The sequence below is a fragment of the Halodesulfovibrio sp. genome (genome assembly GCF_015482765.1).
Classification (GTDB): domain Bacteria; phylum Desulfobacterota; class Desulfovibrionia; order Desulfovibrionales; family Desulfovibrionaceae; genus Halodesulfovibrio.
Genome location: NZ_JADMLB010000003.1, coordinates 25,078 through 42,374, shown reverse-complemented (window position 1 = coordinate 42,374; position 17,297 = coordinate 25,078). Strand labels below are relative to the sequence as shown.

19 protein-coding genes are annotated in these 17,297 nt (G+C 47.0%); 11 read left to right on the top strand and 8 right to left on the bottom strand.

The features are described 5' to 3' along the window. Positions 1 to 2: 2 nt before the first annotated feature. The 5 genes from QZY95_RS00355 to QZY95_RS00335 all read right to left on the bottom strand — a co-directional run bounded on the left by QZY95_RS00355 (position 3) and on the right by QZY95_RS00335 (position 4,503). Positions 3 to 1,049, bottom strand: a complete 1,047-nt coding sequence (locus QZY95_RS00355; protein ID WP_290917786.1) for an aspartate-semialdehyde dehydrogenase — start codon at positions 1,047 to 1,049, stop codon at positions 3 to 5. A 71-nt stretch (positions 1,050 to 1,120) separates the two neighbouring features. Beyond that, positions 1,121 to 1,534 (bottom strand): hemerythrin family protein, encoded by a 414-nt coding sequence (locus QZY95_RS00350; protein WP_290917783.1) that lies wholly within the window; start codon positions 1,532 to 1,534, stop codon positions 1,121 to 1,123. Between the two features lie 121 nt (positions 1,535 to 1,655). Beyond that, positions 1,656 to 2,099, bottom strand: coding sequence for a DMT family transporter (locus tag QZY95_RS00345; protein ID WP_290917780.1), 444 nt, complete (start codon positions 2,097 to 2,099; stop codon positions 1,656 to 1,658). Between the two features lie 44 nt (positions 2,100 to 2,143). Then, on the bottom strand, positions 2,144 to 2,536 hold the full coding sequence (locus tag QZY95_RS00340) for a (deoxy)nucleoside triphosphate pyrophosphohydrolase (protein WP_290917775.1): 393 nt from the start codon (positions 2,534 to 2,536) through the stop codon (positions 2,144 to 2,146). Between the two features lie 2 nt (positions 2,537 to 2,538). Beyond that, positions 2,539 to 4,503 (bottom strand): ABC-F family ATP-binding cassette domain-containing protein, encoded by a 1,965-nt coding sequence (locus tag QZY95_RS00335; protein ID WP_290917771.1) that lies wholly within the window; start codon positions 4,501 to 4,503, stop codon positions 2,539 to 2,541. 247 nt (positions 4,504 to 4,750) lie between these two features. Between QZY95_RS00335 and QZY95_RS00330 the strand changes: the two genes are divergently transcribed. From QZY95_RS00330 to fliW, 11 genes are all read left to right on the top strand, one after another. After that, complete coding sequence (locus QZY95_RS00330; RefSeq protein WP_290917768.1) at positions 4,751 to 5,338, top strand: flavodoxin family protein; 588 nt, start codon at positions 4,751 to 4,753, stop codon at positions 5,336 to 5,338. 197 nt (positions 5,339 to 5,535) lie between these two features. Continuing rightward, positions 5,536 to 6,318, top strand: a complete 783-nt coding sequence (gene flgF / locus QZY95_RS00325; protein ID WP_290917765.1) for a flagellar basal-body rod protein FlgF — start codon at positions 5,536 to 5,538, stop codon at positions 6,316 to 6,318. A gap of 20 nt (positions 6,319 to 6,338) precedes the next feature. After that, positions 6,339 to 7,121 (top strand): flagellar basal-body rod protein FlgG, encoded by a 783-nt coding sequence (gene flgG, locus QZY95_RS00320; RefSeq protein ID WP_290917762.1) that lies wholly within the window; start codon positions 6,339 to 6,341, stop codon positions 7,119 to 7,121. A 23-nt stretch (positions 7,122 to 7,144) separates the two neighbouring features. Continuing rightward, entirely contained in the window at positions 7,145 to 8,146 is a 1,002-nt protein-coding gene (flgA, locus tag QZY95_RS00315; RefSeq protein WP_290917759.1) for a flagellar basal body P-ring formation chaperone FlgA, read from the top strand. Positions 8,147 to 8,196: 50 nt separating this feature from the next. Further along, positions 8,197 to 8,886, top strand: a complete 690-nt coding sequence (locus tag QZY95_RS00310) for a flagellar basal body L-ring protein FlgH (RefSeq protein ID WP_290917756.1) — start codon at positions 8,197 to 8,199, stop codon at positions 8,884 to 8,886. Positions 8,887 to 8,901: 15 nt separating this feature from the next. After that, positions 8,902 to 10,011 carry a flagellar basal body P-ring protein FlgI gene (locus QZY95_RS00305; protein WP_290917753.1) on the top strand — a complete coding sequence of 370 codons (1,110 nt, stop codon included), beginning with the start codon at positions 8,902 to 8,904 and terminating at the stop codon, positions 10,009 to 10,011. A gap of 1 nt (position 10,012) precedes the next feature. Next, on the top strand, positions 10,013 to 11,227 hold the full coding sequence (locus tag QZY95_RS00300) for a peptidoglycan DD-metalloendopeptidase family protein (protein WP_290917750.1): 1,215 nt from the start codon (positions 10,013 to 10,015) through the stop codon (positions 11,225 to 11,227). A gap of 10 nt (positions 11,228 to 11,237) precedes the next feature. Further along, complete coding sequence (locus QZY95_RS00295) at positions 11,238 to 11,702, top strand: flagellar protein FlgN (RefSeq protein WP_290917747.1); 465 nt, start codon at positions 11,238 to 11,240, stop codon at positions 11,700 to 11,702. Further along, positions 11,703 to 13,793, top strand: coding sequence for a flagellar basal body rod C-terminal domain-containing protein (locus tag QZY95_RS00290; RefSeq protein ID WP_290917744.1), 2,091 nt, complete (start codon positions 11,703 to 11,705; stop codon positions 13,791 to 13,793). A gap of 95 nt (positions 13,794 to 13,888) precedes the next feature. Then, complete coding sequence (csrA, locus tag QZY95_RS00285; RefSeq protein ID WP_066854570.1) at positions 13,889 to 14,125, top strand: carbon storage regulator CsrA; 237 nt, start codon at positions 13,889 to 13,891, stop codon at positions 14,123 to 14,125. Continuing rightward, complete coding sequence (fliW, locus tag QZY95_RS00280; protein ID WP_290917735.1) at positions 14,104 to 14,553, top strand: flagellar assembly protein FliW; 450 nt, start codon at positions 14,104 to 14,106, stop codon at positions 14,551 to 14,553. The genes csrA and fliW overlap by 22 nt, the downstream gene beginning before the upstream one ends. Before the next feature lie 175 nt (positions 14,554 to 14,728). On the opposite strand, the gene hisG is transcribed toward fliW, so the two are convergent. From hisG to tsaA, 3 genes are all read right to left on the bottom strand, one after another. Continuing rightward, on the bottom strand, positions 14,729 to 15,613 hold the full coding sequence (gene hisG, locus QZY95_RS00275; protein WP_290917733.1) for an ATP phosphoribosyltransferase: 885 nt from the start codon (positions 15,611 to 15,613) through the stop codon (positions 14,729 to 14,731). Beyond that, positions 15,613 to 15,996 (bottom strand): phosphoribosyl-AMP cyclohydrolase, encoded by a 384-nt coding sequence (gene hisI / locus QZY95_RS00270; RefSeq protein WP_290917729.1) that lies wholly within the window; start codon positions 15,994 to 15,996, stop codon positions 15,613 to 15,615. Before hisI ends, hisG begins: the two co-directional genes overlap by 1 nt. A 267-nt stretch (positions 15,997 to 16,263) precedes the next feature. Next, the gene (gene tsaA / locus QZY95_RS00265) at positions 16,264 to 17,247 is read right to left on the bottom strand and encodes a tRNA (N6-threonylcarbamoyladenosine(37)-N6)-methyltransferase TrmO (protein ID WP_290917726.1); all 984 of its coding nucleotides are present in this window, start codon (positions 17,245 to 17,247) and stop codon (positions 16,264 to 16,266) included. Positions 17,248 to 17,297: the final 50 nt, after the last annotated feature.

Below are 17,297 nucleotides of genomic sequence, written 5' to 3'. Positions count from 1 at the left end.
TCCTAGTCGAATACGGTTGTGTCTTTCACACCAAGAAGGTCGCGTTTAATCAGTTCTTCAGCGATCTGTACTGTGTTGAGTGCAGCACCTTTACGGATGTTGTCGGATACGATCCACATGTTCAGACCATTTTCAATGGTTTCATCTTCGCGGATACGACCCACGTAGGTGTCATCCTGACCGGCAGCATCAATAGCCATCGGGTAGATTTTTTCACCAGGGTTATCAAGCACAGTAACACCAGGAGCCTGTGTGAGAATTGCACGGGCTTCAGCCGGAGTAACTTTCTGTGTAGTTTCAATGTTCACAGATTCACTGTGACCATAGAATACAGGAATACGTACACAGGTTGCAGTTACCTTGACGGAAGGATCGTTGAAGATCTTAACGGTTTCGTTAACCATCTTCATTTCTTCTTTGGTGTAGTCATTGTCCATGAAAACATCGATCTGCGGAAGTGCGTTAAACGCAATCTGGTACGGGTACACTTCAGCTTCCGGTGTCTGCATGTTGAAAAGTTGACGAATCTGTGTTTCGAGCTCGGTAATTGCTTTTTGACCGGAACCGGATACTGCCTGATAGGTAGAAACAACAATACGTTTAATCTGAGCATTGTCATGCAGCGGCTTGAGTGCCACCATCATCTGGATAGTGGAGCAGTTCGGGTTCGCAATAATGCCGTTGTGCGCATCAAGTGCTTCGGGGTTTACTTCCGGAACAACAAGCGGGCAGCGGTCATCCATACGCCATGCACTGGAGTTGTCTACAACAACGCAGCCAGCTTTTGCAGCGATAGGAGCAAATTTTTCAGACGTGGAACCACCGGCGGAAAAGAGCGCAATATCAACGCCATCAAAAGAGTCTTCAGTCAGTTCTTTGACTGTAAGTTCACCACCCGCAAACGGAACAGTGGTGCCTGCGGATCGTGCGGATGCGAGGGCAATAACCTCGGTAGCTGGAAAATCACGGCCTTCCAAAACGGAAAGCATTTCCCGCCCTACAGCACCTGTGGCACCGGCAACGGCTACCACTAAACGATCTTTACTCATTTCAACTCTCCTTGAGCACATAGAAATTTGGTCATACACGGCGCATTGTACTCAGAAACCGCCATTTCTGATTATGCAGCGCCTTTATTTAATAAAAACTCAGCCATCTTCCGATCTATTCCATTGATATGATTAAACCACCAGTCAGTAAGGTAGTCTAAGAGTTCAGGAGTAATGTCTGCTTTATCATTCAGATAATCCAGTAGGAATCCAATAGCATTGGAAAAAAACTCTCTGTGTTGTTCCATGTGCGTTTCAAAGTCTGGAATGTCATCCTTGTACGCATTCATCAAATCAGCTTCTGTCGCAAAGTGCATGTGCGCGTAGTCATTAATTTTATGAATAAGCGGACTGAGAACGGTGTTTTCTTCTCCGTTCATGTATGCATAGTACAGTGTGTTGATGATCTGTGTAAGTTCCGCATGCTGTTCATCAATTACAGCAATGCCGGTATTCATAGAAGCGTTCCACTCGAATGTCGCCATGCATATCTCCTGAATAGCATCCCTTATGGAAAGGGCTAGGTGTTCCTTATCAATATACTTTCACGGCGAGACAATAGGACAACAATGGGAGTAATTCAATCAGTAATATAGAGTGATGGTTTTAATAGCGATTTACAAGGTATGCGCCGGCGATAAGCAGCACTACTCCTGCCACACGCATAAGAGTAACCGGACGCAGTGGGTAGCCGAGGATGCCGAAGTGATCAAAAACCATAGAGCTGATGAATTGTCCGCAAATCAGCAGAGAGAGCATGGCAAGAGCACCTATGCGCGGGGCGAGAAATGTCAGAGCAGTAACGCCGACTGCACCGAGAATGCCGCCGAACCATGCATACCAAGGGACGGTAGAGGTTGAAAGCGGTGGAATAGGAATACGGGTGACGACGACAAAGATAGTCAGGGAAATCGTGCCTACAAAGAAGGAAATGAGTGAGGCAATGGGGGCGCTTTGACTCCATTGCTGATTGATCATGGAATTAAGCCCCATTTGCAGAGGCATAAAGATCCCCATAAAGAGTGCGAGAAAGAGCAGAGTCAGATGCATACGGTAACTCCTCGAGCGCGAGTACCATGCCTGACCTATTCGCGCTAGGATAGCGTCGTTAACGCCTGCACAATGGGGATGTCTGCTTTCAGGAAATCAAGATTGCAGGCTTCATGTGGCATAACCCATTGTACAGTATGTCCTTCCTGAGGAATAAGTGTACCTTCAAATTCGGTTATGTGGAAGAAAAGAAGCGTGACAATTAGCTCCTCGTATTCATGTGTTACAGTCTGCCAGTATTCCCATCGGGTCGGCGTAATATCCAGTTCTTCCTGAAATTCACGCACGAGAGCGGCTTCAGGTGTTTCTTCCGGCTCGATTTTTCCGCCGGGAAACTCCCAGAAACCGCCAAACGGAGCATTGTCTGGACGTCGGGCGGCGAGATAGCGCTCACCGTCCCATACAATACCGGCAACAACTGTAATTGCTTTTTTCATGGCTAGCCTGCCAGCGCTTCGCGTTGTTGTTCCAACTCATTAATCTCTGTTTCCAGCTCGCCCATTTTTTCCATAAGCGCTTCGCTGTCATTTTGCAGTTGTCCAAAGCGTTTCAAGGCTTCCTGCATGTCAGAGGAGTTGGCAAAGAATTCGGGATCAGCCATCTTGGTTTCAAGTTCGCCTTGTTCTTCAAGCATGAGCATGAGGTTTTCTTCCATTTCCTCGTATGCTTTTTGCTTCGGCTTGAGCTCTTTGTATATGCGATTCCGAAGTTCTGCTTGTTCGCGTTTCAGACGTTTTTGCTCTTCACGGCTTAATCCGCCACCGGATGAGGTTTCTTTGGTTTTTCCGTTAGCAAGGGCGTTCTGTTCTTTGCGGTACTTGTCGTATTCATCAAAGCCGCGTTCATGAACGGTAAGTCCGTCCGGTGAAAGGCTCCATAATTGATCAGCAACTTCTTTTAAGAGGTAGCGATCATGCGCGACCATGAGAATGGTGCCTTCAAAAGATGCTAACGCTTCAATGAGTGCCTCACGGGATTCAAGGTCGAGATGGTTTGTCGGTTCGTCAAGTACAAGGAAGTTGCAGCATGAAAGGAAAAGAATAGCCATCATCAGGCGGCTTTTTTCACCACCGGATAATTCGCTGACAACGCGTTCAAAATAGCTTTGTCCGAGCATAAACAGACCAAGAACAGACATAAGTTCTTCTTCGGTTGTTTTTGGATCGGAAAGGCGACGGATTTCACTGAGTACTGTATTTTGAGCATTCAGTGTATCCAGCTGGTGCTGTGAAAAATAGCCCATTTTAGCCTTGGAGGCCATCATGATGGAACCGTTGTTCTTTTCCAAACGACCAGCAATAAGTTTGAGCAGAGTGGATTTACCGCAGCCGTTCGGACCGACAAGGGCAATCTTTTGTCCGCGATACAGCTGAAATTCTATATCGGACCACAATGTGACACCGTCTGGATAGGTGAAGCGAAGGTCTGAAACACTGAGGATAAGCTTTTCCGCAGGAGCCGGTTCAGGCCATGCAAAAGCAAGTTGCTTGCGTTTTGACTCAAACTTGATGCCATCAAGTTCTTTTTGCAGGCGTTGCGCCATTTTTTGTTTGGAACCAGCCTGACGGGCTTTAGTAGCCTTGGCTTTAAAGCGGCGGACAAAGTCCATATTGCGGGCAATGTCTTCCTGCAATTTTGCAGCTTCACGTTCTTTTTGGGCTTCAATTTCATCCTGAACGACGAGGAATTGTGTAAAATTTCCTTTTCGGAATGTCGGTTTGTTGCCGCCAAGATAGAGAACGTGGCTGCCCACTTTATCCATGAAAATTCTGTCGTGCGCGACGAAAATGAGTACACCCTGATAATCCAGCAGGAAGTTTTCCAACCATTCTACCGCATCGAGGTCAAGGTGGTTTGTTGGTTCATCAAGCAGAAGAACATCAGCACCTGCGGTAAGAACACGAGCAAGCTTGGCTCGTTCACGCCAACCGCCGGAAAGTTCTTTCATCGGCTTGAGCCATTTGTCTTCACTGAACCCGAGACCGGTTAGTACTGTTTTAGCGCGGTGCTCAGGATTATGACCGTAAATCTGTTCCAGTTCAGCCTGACGAACGCCTAGACGTTTCAACGCAGCTTCGTCTTGAGATTGACTTGCTGCTTCCCATTCTTCCCAGAAATCGTTCCAGTCAGGAAGTACTTCCAGAACCCAGCTAAGCAGGGGAAGTCCGAGGAGGGACTCATCAAGTTCCTGCTGTACAAAGCCAAGTCGACATCCTTTTGGGAGAAGCACGCGTCCGGAATCAACGGACACAAGACCTGCAACCATTTTAAGGAGTGTAGATTTACCGCACCCGTTAGGGCCGCAAACGCATAGGCGAGTGCCATCCGCAATATCCAAAGAAAATTGTGGAATAATCTCATCGCCGCCGAAGAATTTCGATATATTGTCTAATGTAATGCTCATAATTATCTCGCAAGATGCCTCGAATACCAGATGCCGTATGGAAACACCAGTCTAGTAATACACTGGATTTTTCTTAGCCCGACAACAGCGTTATTCCGGTATGTGCCGCTTTTGGTGGCCAACTTCTACTTTGTAAACTGTGTATACCGTGGCATGAGTGGAAGTGATGAACTGGAAGTAATAGTGATATGTCTTTAATTGACATGTCACTGTTATATGTTTTGGACGCGTAACCAAGGGAGTTATTATGATTTTAGGAGTAGAGGGAAGTCCACGCAGGGGTGGGAACTCAGATGCAATGCTTAAAATATTTTCTTCTGTTTGCGAACAGCAAGGCGTCCCGTTTTCCGGTGCTCATTTACGAGACTACAGGTATGAACCGTGTGTAGGCTGTGAGCGGTGTAGAAAAGATAAAATTTGTACCAAATTCCATGATGGAATGACGATGCTGTACCCAAAGATTTTGGAGTCAAAAGGACTTGTTTTAATTTCTCCTGTTCATAACTACAACGTTACAGCATGGATGAAGAGCTTTATTGATAGACTGTACTGTTTTTATGATTTTACGAATGACAGACCGCGAGGCTGGTCCAGCAGACTTGCAGGACAGGGAAGAAAGGCTGTTATCGGTGCCATTGCTGAACAGGTGGATAAAACAGATATGGGTTTTACTCTTGATGCGATGCGCATGCCACTTGAAGCATTAGGGTTTGAAATCGTAGCTGAACTTCCTGTGTTAGGGATTTTTGACGCAGGAAAGGTAAAAAAGAATGAAGAAGAGGTCGCAAAAATAGAAAAAGCTGCTTCCGCGCTTGTTTCTTCTTTACAAAAGTAGGACATAAAAAAAGTCACGTCCAAGGCGTGCTAGTGTTGAATATGAGAGGAGAAGAGCCGATTTCCGGATAATACGGAAACCGGCTCTTCTCCTCTTTTTCTTTGTTTTTCTTACTGTTGCTTCGTTAGGCTGGTTATTTTTTGGCGCATGTTTTGCAAAAGTTGACCTGACAGAAATTCCACATGGGAGGATGAGTCATGCAAAGCAGTGTGTATAGCGCCTTGTTCGGTGCTCTTACAAATGAACACCGCCTTAATAACATCAGTAACAATTTGGCTAACATAAATACAACAGGCTACAAGCGTGACACCCTTGCTTTCAAGGATACCTTCGTCAAGTTTGCCCATGATCAAATCATGGAACCTGTAGCAAATGTTCGTTCAGAAAAGCTGTTTCCAGACCCTAAATTGATGGCGAGACCGCGTATTGCTCTTGCCCAAACAGACTTTACTCCGGGCGCTGTAAAGTTGACCGGAGGCCCGCTGGACGTGGCAATTCACGGAGAAGGCTTCTTTAAAATCCAAACTCCTGACGGTGATTATTTGACCCGTAATGGAAAGTTCCGTCAAAGCGCTGACGGAACCTTAGTAACAGACAGAGGCTATCCTGTTCTTGGTGACGGTGGACCGATCACACTCCCTAGAAATGCAAACGTGATTGTAGGCAAGCGCGGCGAACTGTACGCAAACAATGTTCAGGTCGGTCAGCTTCAGCTTGTTACCTTTGAAGATTTACGCGGGTTGGAGAAGCTTGGACAGAATATGTTCAGGGTTCGTGACGGATCTGACATTGTTGAACAGCCTGCTGCACAGGCGGAGCTGCAACAGGGTGCTTTAGAGTCTGCGAACGTCGAGGTTGTTTCAGAAATGGTGAACATGATTGAAGCACACCGTCAGTTCGAAGCATATACAAAAATTATGAAAACCAGCAGTGAGCTGGACAAAAACTCAACACAACGTCTGGGTAAATCCAGCGCGTAGTCCTACGGAGGATAGTAGTTATGATGCGTTCCCTTTGGACTTCTGCTTCCGGCATGTATGCCCAGCAGTTGAATATTGATACCATTTCCAACAACCTTGCGAACGTGAATACCATCGGCTTTAAAAAAAGCCGCGCAGAGTTTGAAGATCTTATGTACCAGTCCATGAAGATTGCTGGTTCCCCGACAGCTGATGGTGGACAGGTGCCGACTCCAGTTCAGGTTGGTATGGGTGTTCGCCCTGCAAGTGCCCATAAGTTTTTTACTCAGGGTGATTTCCAGAACACAACAAACCAATTGGACTTTGCAATCGAAGGTGACGGTTTCTTTCAGGTGGAAGTGAACGGTGAGCTTCGTTACACCCGCGCCGGTGCTTTTAAATTAGATAAAGACGGCACAATCGTAACTTCCAACGGATATAAGCTTCAGCCGGAATTTATCGTGCCTGCTGATGCAAAGAGTGTAACTCTTTCTGCAAACGGTCGTTTAGCAGCAATCGATGCTCAGGGTAATGAGTTAGCAGGTGCGGATGTTCCTCTCTATACCTTTATCAACCCAGCCGGTCTCGATCCTCTTGGTCGAAACATCTATTCACAGACAGAAGCTTCCGGCGAAGCGGTTGAAGGTGTTCCGGGCGAAGATGGAACAGGCACTCTTGCACAGGGCTTTCTTGAAATGTCCAACGTTGAGATCGTAGACGAAATGGTAAACATGATTGTTGGTCAGCGCGCCTACGAAATGAACTCAAAAGCAATTCAGACTTCTGACTCTATGTTGCAGTTAGCAGCACAGCTCAAAAGCTAACGTATAACCTTCGGAATATGCGTATGCGTTCTTTATTTGTCATGTTTATGAAGCGGGCGGCACTCTGCATGTCAGTCGTGTGTTTGCTCGCAGTTGCTACAAGTGCTTCCGCTTCAGAAGCGCGGTGGCATTTTACAGTGCTTCCGGCTGCTGTTGTCCATGATGATATTGTTTTGCTTGGGGATATTGCCAAGCCGTCAGGAGACATAGCGGACAAATCTTGGGAGAATTTTTCCAAGATAAAACTTTGGCCTGCACCACGTAAATACGGACGTCCGATGGCTATTACTCGTCCTAAGTTGCGAAATGCTTTGCAGCAGTACCTTGGTGGCGGGTTGGCAAGTAAGGCGATTCTACCTAGTTCTATCGCTATTCAGCGTGGAGGCAAGGTGGTGCAGAAAAACACGCTTTCACAAATGGTCACGCGTACCGTCAGTAATGCGACACAGCAATTGGATGGCGAGGCCGTTCTGCGCGATATGACAATTCCGAATTTTATTTTTCTTCGTGATTCAAAAAACCGGCTCGATATCGAACCACTCCGCACCGTACAGGCAGGAAGAATCGGTATCCGATTTAGAGAAATAGACCCCAACGGTCAGATTGTTCGTCGTGTAACAGGTGGCGCCTTTTTGGATTTATGGGTGACTATTCCTTGCGCCGGAACTCCGATCAATAGAAATGATCTGCTTACACCGGACAAAATCACGCATGAGCGTAAAAACCTAGCGTACTTGAGAGGTGAACCGTGGGACGGCAGAGGCGGTCCTTACCGTGTTATGAGAACTCTCGGGGCTGGAACACCTATTTTTGAGGGTGACTTGGAAACTGTTCCTGTTATCTCAAAAGGCTCTCGCGTTGATCTGATTTTCAAGGGGTCAGCAATTCGTCTGACTGTTGTTGCAAAAGCAATGGAGGACGGACGCATCGGAGACATCATTCCGGTTCGCAATTTGCAAAGTAAAAGACAAGTTTACGCAACAGTGCTGGATGACAGCACGGTAGTTATTGAAAGAAATCGCTAAAACCCTTGAGGATAGCGGATAAACACAGTTTTTTGAGTACGAGGTATTCCATGAATGTTCGTTTTTACACTGTCATCATTCTGGCAGCACTCATGTTGACGGGGTGTCAGGCTGCCAAAGAAAAGCCGGTTCCATCCATGCCGGTTGCTGAGCCGCCGCAAATGCTCACTCCAGAGATGGCCAGAGCTAATCCGGGGTCACTTTTCCAGCCGACCAATGCAGATTTTCTGTTTGCAGATAACCGTGCTCGTCGCGTTGGTGATATCGTAATGGTGAACATTGTTGAAAATGCAAGCGCCCAGAATAAGGCAGATACAACAAGCGACAAAGATTCTTCTATTGACCTTGGTGTTGATGCGTTTCTTGGCAAGTCGTCACTTCCATTGCTCGGTTCGATATCGAATCCGATGGTGAAGGCGAGTGCCAAAACCAAATTTAACGGTGAGGGTGAAACAAACCGTGAGAACAAGTTTACTGCAACCGTTGCATGCCGCGTACTCCGAGTAAGCCCCGGAGGTCTGCTTCAGATTGAAGGTGTTCGCGAGACACAGGTTAACAGTGAAACGCAATACTTGATGCTCACCGGCTTAATCCGCGCCAGAGATATTGCAGATAACAACAGCATTCTTTCCAGTCAGGTTGCGAATGCCCGTATTAAATACTTCGGTGAAGGTGTTATTGCAGACAAGCAGAAGCCAGGTTGGATTACACGCCTTATGGATACCGTGTGGCCGTTCTAGGATAGGTAGAAAAGTATGAAACGCATTCAACACATCGCAGTACTGTTAGTTTTTGCATTTTTTGCGGCAGCAGCGCTTCCGCAAACTGCCGGAGCAGTGCGCATTAAAGATATCGCCGATTTTGGCGGCGTACGTGATAACCAACTTGTCGGGTACGGTCTTATTTCAGGTCTCAGCGGCACAGGGGATAGTACATCTTCTACGTTTACCACACGTGCAGTTGTTAACATGCTGGAAAAAATGGGTGTCAGCGTAAGCCCTAATGACATTAAGTCTAAAAACATCGCAGCAGTTATGGTAACCGCCAAGTTGCCTGTTTCTGCAAAGCCGGGTTCCCGTATAGACGTTACCGTTTCCAGTCTTGGTGATGCTAAAAGTCTTTTGGGCGGTGTTCTTCTTATGACACCGTTGAAAGGTATTGATGGGCAGGTCTATGGCCTTGCACAGGGCCCTGTCGCCATTGGTGGATTTTCTGCTGAAGGTAAGGCCGCCAAGGTGCAGAAAAACATTACCACTGTTGGACGTATCCCTAACGGTATGAACGTTGAACGTTCTGTTCCGTTTGAGTTTAACAGTCAGGAAAGTTTGACCCTGAACATGCATAACGGTGATTTTTCGACAACAAATCAGGTGGTACAAAGCCTGAATAGAGCAATTGGCGGCAACTTTGCGTTTGCTAGAGATATTTCCACAATCACATTGGATGTTCCCCCGCAGTACAGAAACAATATTGTACCGCTGATGGCAGCCATTGAGAACATTGAAGTAACACCGGATCAAAAAGCACGCGTTGTTGTAGATGAAAATACAGGTACCGTTGTTGTCGGCGCGAATGTACGGATTTCACCAGTAGCTATCGCTCATGGTTCCTTGCAGGTTGTTGTTCAGGAAGACGAGAAGGTTTCACAGCCTAATCCGTTCTCCGAAGGTAAAACAGTCACTACACCGCAGACAAACGTAAAAGTAAAAGAAGAGAACAAGCGTCTTGTCCTTATGGAAGGCGCAACACTTCAGGAACTTACAGACGGTTTGAATGCAATTGGCGCGACACCGCGTGATCTCATCTCAATCCTCAATGCTCTGAAAGCAGCCGGTGCGCTGCATGCGGAACTGGAGGTCATCTAACATGGTAGCTCCTGTAGATTCTGAAATGCTGAATGCTTCTATCGGCGCACAGCAGCTTAAAGCAAAATCAAAACAGCTCACCGCCCTGAAAAAGGGCGGTGTGGCTGATAATGCAAAGCTGCGTGAAGCTGTTGAAGGGTTTGAATCAATATTCATTCAGAAAATGTGGCAGCAGATGCGTAACACTGTTCCTAAAAGCGGTATGTTTAAAAGCCGTGAGGAAAAGATGTGGCAGAGTATGCTTGATCAGGAGCTGTCTACCAAGATGTCCCAGTCAGGAGGTATCGGTCTGGCAGATATGTTGTACAGACAGCTTTCAGATAAGCTGGGCGATGCAAGCCGCGATACAAACAGTAAGGGGGGCACAGTTGCTCTCCGTGATCTTTCTTCTTCAGATGTGTTTGCGAGAGTTAAGGCTCATGCGGCACAGGCAAAAGAAGTAAGTACTGTTCCTCCAGATGATCTTTATTCTCCTATGGAAGAACAGGAAATGGAAACTGATACAACAGCAACCCGTGTGATCAACACAAACTTACAGGTGATGACTGATAAGGATGTGAAAGAAAATGTGGAAGAGCTGGGGCGTCAGTTAGAAATGGAATTTATAGCAAATCCTGATCGTGTGGTTGCTGATCCTCCGGAAGATGATCCGGCATTACAGGCAATGGCAGAGCCTGTGAAGAGCGTGCCGCAGGCGGTGGAAGAGGATTTGGTAACACCGGTGCGAGTAGATGCTTCAAATGGAGCATCACAAATTATCGGTATGGGCGGGCCGCTTGAGCCTAGTCCTGATATGGCGACGATAAACTGGCCGCTTCCCGGGCCTATCTCTTCTAACTTCGGTTGGAGAAAGGATCCTTTTACTGGAAAGAAAGCGTGGCACAGCGGAGTGGATATTGCCGGAAAGACCGGTGATTCCGTTGCGGCAGCGTGGGATGGCAAGGTCATCTTTTCCGGTGAAAAAAAAGGATACGGCAAACTGGTAGTTCTGGAACACCCTAATGGATGGCGCAGTTATTACGGTCACAACAGCAAATTGGATGTAAAAGTCGGAGAAACGATCACGGCTGGCAGGAAAATTGCTGAAGTAGGTAGTACAGGACGTTCCACAGGGCCTCATTTGCACTTTGAAGTGCGACAGGGCGAACTTGCATGGAACCCTCAACAGATCAGATCTCGCCTGATGGCGGGGCTTCCCATCGGACGGGTAACGTAAAGGAGATACCATGTACACCGAAACCTACCAGAATTTACATCGTCAGGAAAAAGCACTTGAGGTGCTTGAGACATTACTTGCGGAAGAGTTTGCCGAGTTACGCGAGCGCAAACCGGAATCTATTACCGCTCTTGAGTTTTCGATCCATGAACTCATGCGTCAGATTGCAAATGAGCGTACTACGTTGAAAGAATCTTTGGGGGGGCAACGTCTGGCTGATGTTATCCAGATTCTTGCGGAAGAAGAGCAGGTAGAACTGAATGCTCTGCTTCAGCGCATAGATGTGTTGGAAAAGCGCTGTTCCCGACAGGCATCAATGAATGCTGAACTGGCAATGGCTCTGCATGACCAGAGTCAGGCACTGCTTAACCACCTGCAAAGTCAAATTCAACCACGCAACAACGCTACCTACGGAAGAACCGGAGCATACACGCAAAGTCGTCCGGAGGCCGTACTGATACACGGGAGACTGTAAATGGCTATAACCTCGTTACTTAATTTAGGCGGAAATACCGTCTACACTCCTCCTAAGGATATAAAGCTTACTGATAGCAATATTCCGGTTCGTAATACTGGAAATATTGTGCCTGCCGACCAGTCTGGTCAAAGCACCGGTATCTATTATCTGCCGGGTCTTATGAATATCAGTACGACTGGTAACGAGGTGGTATCCCGTTTTGTTGAGCAGGTTGAGCAGCAGAAGGTGGCTCGAACATCCGACTTTGCGCGCTGGGACAGCCAACATGAGATGTTACTGAATATTGATTCCATGTTCGCCACAGAAGAAGTTCTGGGGTCACAAGATACGATCAGCCATTTTTTTGATAACTGGAAAATACTGAGCATGAAGCCGCAGGATGAAGAATCCAGACAAAGTGTACTGGATGGCGCGGATTCGTTGGTTCAGATGTTACGAGGCCAGCGGGAAATGCTGGATTCAACATCTCAGGCTCTGGCTGAAGGCGTTCAGGAATCTCTCGTAGAGCTTAACGATAAATTGCAGGCTCTCGTGGATGTAAATGCGCGTTTGGCATCTCCAGAAAGTGTTGGTGCACGCAGTGATCTTATTCAAGAGCGGAACGCGATTGTCCATGCTATTTCAGAAAAACTGGACATTGAGACCAGTATTAATACCCGTGAGCAGATGCAGGTTTCCACTCGTTCCGGATTCACGTTGGTGGATGCAACATCTGCATATACGTTACAGTTGAGCGAACCCTCCATCACTTCCCGCCTGACTCCGGCATCAAGTTTTGATGGTACTGTCAGTTTTGAAGGCAGATCTTCCCGCGAAGTTGTTCTTGAGATCACTCAAGGGGGAGCTGTCGGAACGGGAGATGTTCGCTTCAGAGCATCGCTTGATGGCAAGCGTTCATGGTTGTCGGATGCTGAAGGTAATGATTTACAATTTGCCGTAGCCTCAAATGGTACAGCTCCATCTGTACAGAAGCTGGCAGTGACTTTTAATGCTAACTCCGGCTTGCTGGCAGCAGGGGACACGTTTGCGATAATCCCTAAACAGCATGTAACCGGATTTACCCCTCAGGGGCGTGTTAACTTAACACCGCAGACCTTTTTTGACGGAAGCGATAACGAGCTACGCATTACCGGTGGGCAGATTGCCGGATTGATGCAGCTGCGTGACAATAAGCTTGGTAATTATGCCGAGAAGCTGGATGACCTTGCGTCTACCATTATTACAGCAGTGAATGCGGTGCATGCACAAGGTGCTTCAACCGCAGTTCATTCCGAAATCAGCGCTACAAACAGTGTAGTAAATGCTGATGTGCCGTTAGCAGGCAACAGTTCCGGGCTTGCAACCGCTACAAGCGTATCTGCCGGTAAGATGACGTTGTTTGCTACAAACGCGGAAACAGGTAAGCCTGCACCGACAACCGCTTACGGAATAATAGATTTTTCTGGTGTCGCGCCGTATGTCCGTGATTTTGATCCGACTGTTCATTCTTTGAACAACGTGCGTGATGCTATTAACAGTTCTCTGGGACAGTTTGGATCTGCGACTGTTGAAAACAATACGTTGCACATTACTGCTGCAGAGAATCATACGCTTTCTTTTGGTGAAGACAGCTCTCACTTGTTTGCCGCTTTAGGGATGAATACTTTTTTTGCAGGAACATCTGCAAAGAATATGGAAGTGCATGAGCGAGTTCGTGAAGATGCAGCTGCAATTAACGCAGGTGTTGTAAACAACGCAGGTTCTGTTGCAGTAGAAAGTAATGATACTGCACGATCCATTGGTGCGTTGAAAGAGGCTTCATTCTCGTTCAGCACACCTGGAGAAGCAACAAAAACAGTGAGTGCCCGTGAGTACTATTCTACGTTGAGTGCTCAGGCAAAAGATGATGCAACGAAGGCATTATACAAAACGCAATTTAATGAAGCCCTGCTACTTGACCTTTCTCGTCAGAATGCCACAATACACGGCAGTAATTTGGATGCTGATATTTCCGAAATGACGAGATTCCAGCATTCCTACAAGGCGGCAGCAAAGCTTATTACTTCTGCGGAAGATATGATGCAGGTAATTGCGGGGATGCCTAACTAAGTTGAAAACACTGTGAAATGGCGGATGCCGTTTGTCGCAGTTGTTCCTGCGACAGCAGGTTTTTGTCATAAACCTCAGCAAGAGTAGTGACGCCTATGCTTATACTGACCCGACGCGCGGGGGAGAGCTTGTGCATAGGGGACAACATAAAGGTCACAGTCCTCAGTGTACAAGGAAAGCAGGTAAAAATTGGATTGGATATACCGGATGGAATGCCGGTATACCGCGAAGAAGTTTATTTGCGAATTAAAGAACAGAACCGTCAGGCAAGTGAAACGCTCGACACAGACTTTTTAATGGCTACAGAATTATGGAAAAGCAAAAAGAAATAGTAATCGAAACCCGAATTGGTACACAGAGTATCTCTATGGACAAAGTCATTGAGTTTCCCCGTGGACTGTTGGGTTTTGAAGATCATCACAGCTTTACGTTGTTACAGCTTCGGGATGCGTCACCATTTCTTGTTCTGCAAAGTATGGACGCCCCTAACCTGGGCTTCCTTGTGGCAGACCCATACAGCTTTATTGATGACTATCCTGTTGTCATTAACTCAGTGGATGAAGAAACCTTGCAGGTTGATGATCCGGCTGATGTCGCCGTGTTGGTAACAGTGACCATACCTCATGGAAGACCGGAAAACACTGCGTTGAACCTTTCCGGCCCGATTCTGGTGAACAGAAAGAGTCGTCGTGGTGTGCAAACTCCATTGACGGACAAAAATGTACCGACGCAACTTTATTTGAATATAGAAGGCAAATAGTTTCGCCGTTGCGACCGATCTTGAGTGAAAAGAAAAGGGTGAGTTGATTGTAATCAACTCACCCTTTTTATGTCATATCTCGTCGATACGCTTTTTCATGTGTGTTTTAACGCAGTGTCGGATTTAGCGCACACATGCCGCAACTGTTGCGGACGTATCATGTTCGATGAACAGGCTAGATAACTTTGTTCAGTGCGTATTCGATAATGCCTTCCGCACCTTCTGCTTTCAGGCGCGGGATAAGGTCACGAACAAGACCTTGATCCACCACGATTTCAACAGAGTGCCATGCAGTATCTTTAAGCTCTGCAATGGTCGGGGAGTTCAGTGATGGAATTTCATTCAGAATTTCAGGAAGCTTGTCACTTGGTACGTTCATTTTGAGGCCGACAAGTGATTCTGCACGCAGAGCACCCTGAAGCAGCAGATCAATCTGTTCGATTTTGCGGCGTTTTTCAGGATCAGCCCATGCTGCTTCACTGGTTACAAGCTGGGTGTTGGTAACAAGTACTTCTGCGATAATACGCAGGCCGTGTGCACGGATGGTAGTACCTGTTTCGGTTACTTCAACAATAGCATCAGCGAGTCCTTCAACTACTTTTGCTTCTGTTGCACCCCATGAGTACTGAACATCTACGTCGATGTTAGCATCTTCAAAATATTTTTTCGTAACGCCGAGCAGTTCGGTTGCAATGCGTTTGCCTGCGAGATCTTCCGGACGTTTGTACGGAGAGTCGCCAGCTACAGCAAGCACCCAGCGGGCAGGGCGGTTGGAAACCTTAGAGTATACAAGGTCTGAAACAACTTTAACATCAGCACCTGTTTCCAGCAGCCAGTCTTTACCAGTAAGACCTACGTCAAGGATTCCGTCTTCAATGTACGAAGGGATTTCCTGAACGCGGCAAAGACGCGCGGTAATTTCCGGATCATTGATTTCCGGAAAGTAGTTTCTGTGGTGCTGGTGAATTTTCCAACCGGAACGCTCGAAGAGGCTGAGGGTTGGTTTTTCAAGAGAGCCTTTAGGCAGACCGAGTTTGATAATAGGATTGGTAGAAGACATTATGAGTAGACCTCCTTAGGGTCGAAAACTAACGGCGAGCAGATTGAGATGTCGCCTTCATTGTTACGTTCGCGATAAAAACAGCTTTTATACCCTTTATGGCAGGCCGCGCCGCCTTTTTGCTCTACGATCAGCAGAATAGTATCGCTGTCGCAGTCAAGGCGCACGGCCTTGATATGCTGGGTATGTCCTGACGTTTTGCCTTTATGCCAAAGCGCGTTACGGCTGCGGCTAAAGTAATGGGCTTCGCCCGTTTCAAGAGTCCTGTTCCAAGCTTCTTCATTCATATAGGCCATCATGAGCACTTCGCCGGTCGCTGCATCTTGAGCGATAGCGGGAACAAGACCACCTGTTTTCGCAAAGTCAGGGGTAAAGTCTGTCATTTAAGTCCCTTTGGTAGTCTTTGTTATAATGTTTCGGGAAGGATTTCCAAATTTGTAAATTGTATGCCTAACTAATAATTTAACCGGTGGCAACACCTTGAGGGTACAAAACATAGGGAATACGGCGCTTTTTTACTTTTTGTGCTCTCTATTGCTTTGTAATGATTCTGGTGGCTTCAGAAAATTTTCCCTGAATTTTGGCTATTGGAGCTGTTTCCTGATCCTCCAAAACTCGAAAAGGGGGTGCTTTTGGATATTGTACGAGTACTATCGAGCAACATCTACGTGGATAGATGCCAAATGTTCCAGTTCTTCACTTAGGGAGAGAGCATGGCTTAATGTATCTGCCCAACAGACGAGACCGTGTTTTTCCATGTACACAGCATCGTGAGTGATTGCGGCTTGTCCTGTTGCCTTAGCCAGTTCAACAGTCCCCGGTTCAAATGCCGGTGCAGTTGTCATGCGAGAGCCGATAAGCTCAGTTTCAAAAATTGGAAGCTTCAGCATTTTAGCTGGTTCAACAAGCACTCCCAGCGCCAGAATTTTAGGCGGGTGTGTATGAAGAATGGCACGAGCTTTTGGCTGGTTGCGATAGATTTCGAGATGCATTTCGCCTTCAGAAGAAGGTTTGCTGCCCGCAAGAATATCACCGCTGGCAATATCAACCAGAACAAAATCTTTTGGTTCAAGACACCCTTTCGCTGACCCTGTGGCTGTCATGAGGCATGCATCACCAAGTCTGATGGAAGCATTGCCGTTGAAGCCGGAAAAGAGTCTTCTGCTCCATGCTCTGCTGCATACAGAGGTGATGACTTCAATATCTTCACGACGAATGCCATGAGGAGTAATCATGGTACTTGGCGTCGGTGTCTTTTTGATGTCGATAAGAGGTGTTTTGTCTAACGCTTCAAGTGGCTCAACCCGTAATTTATTACCGGAAATTTCCAGTACGGTTACAGTGTGAACACCGATTGGGTTAGGACGGGCTGGTGAGCGAGTAGCAAATACCCCGCGTTTAGGACGTGAACGGTCACCTCTAGGATGAACCGTCATGGTCTCCCTGTCTGCTTTATGAAACCATGTGAGCAGGTCGAGGCTCTGTCCTACATATATTTCAGACAGTCCTTCAGCGTATTCCGGTTTCAACTCAACCCATGCTTCTTTCCCGCCTTCATTCCCTTGTTTGGGGCATGCATCAAGGTCGTTAAACTGGGTACGGACGTTGCCGATAAAGTGAACTTCAGCTGTCATAGTATTTTCCTATTCACCAAAAGAATTATGCATAGTGTGAGCGAGGAGAG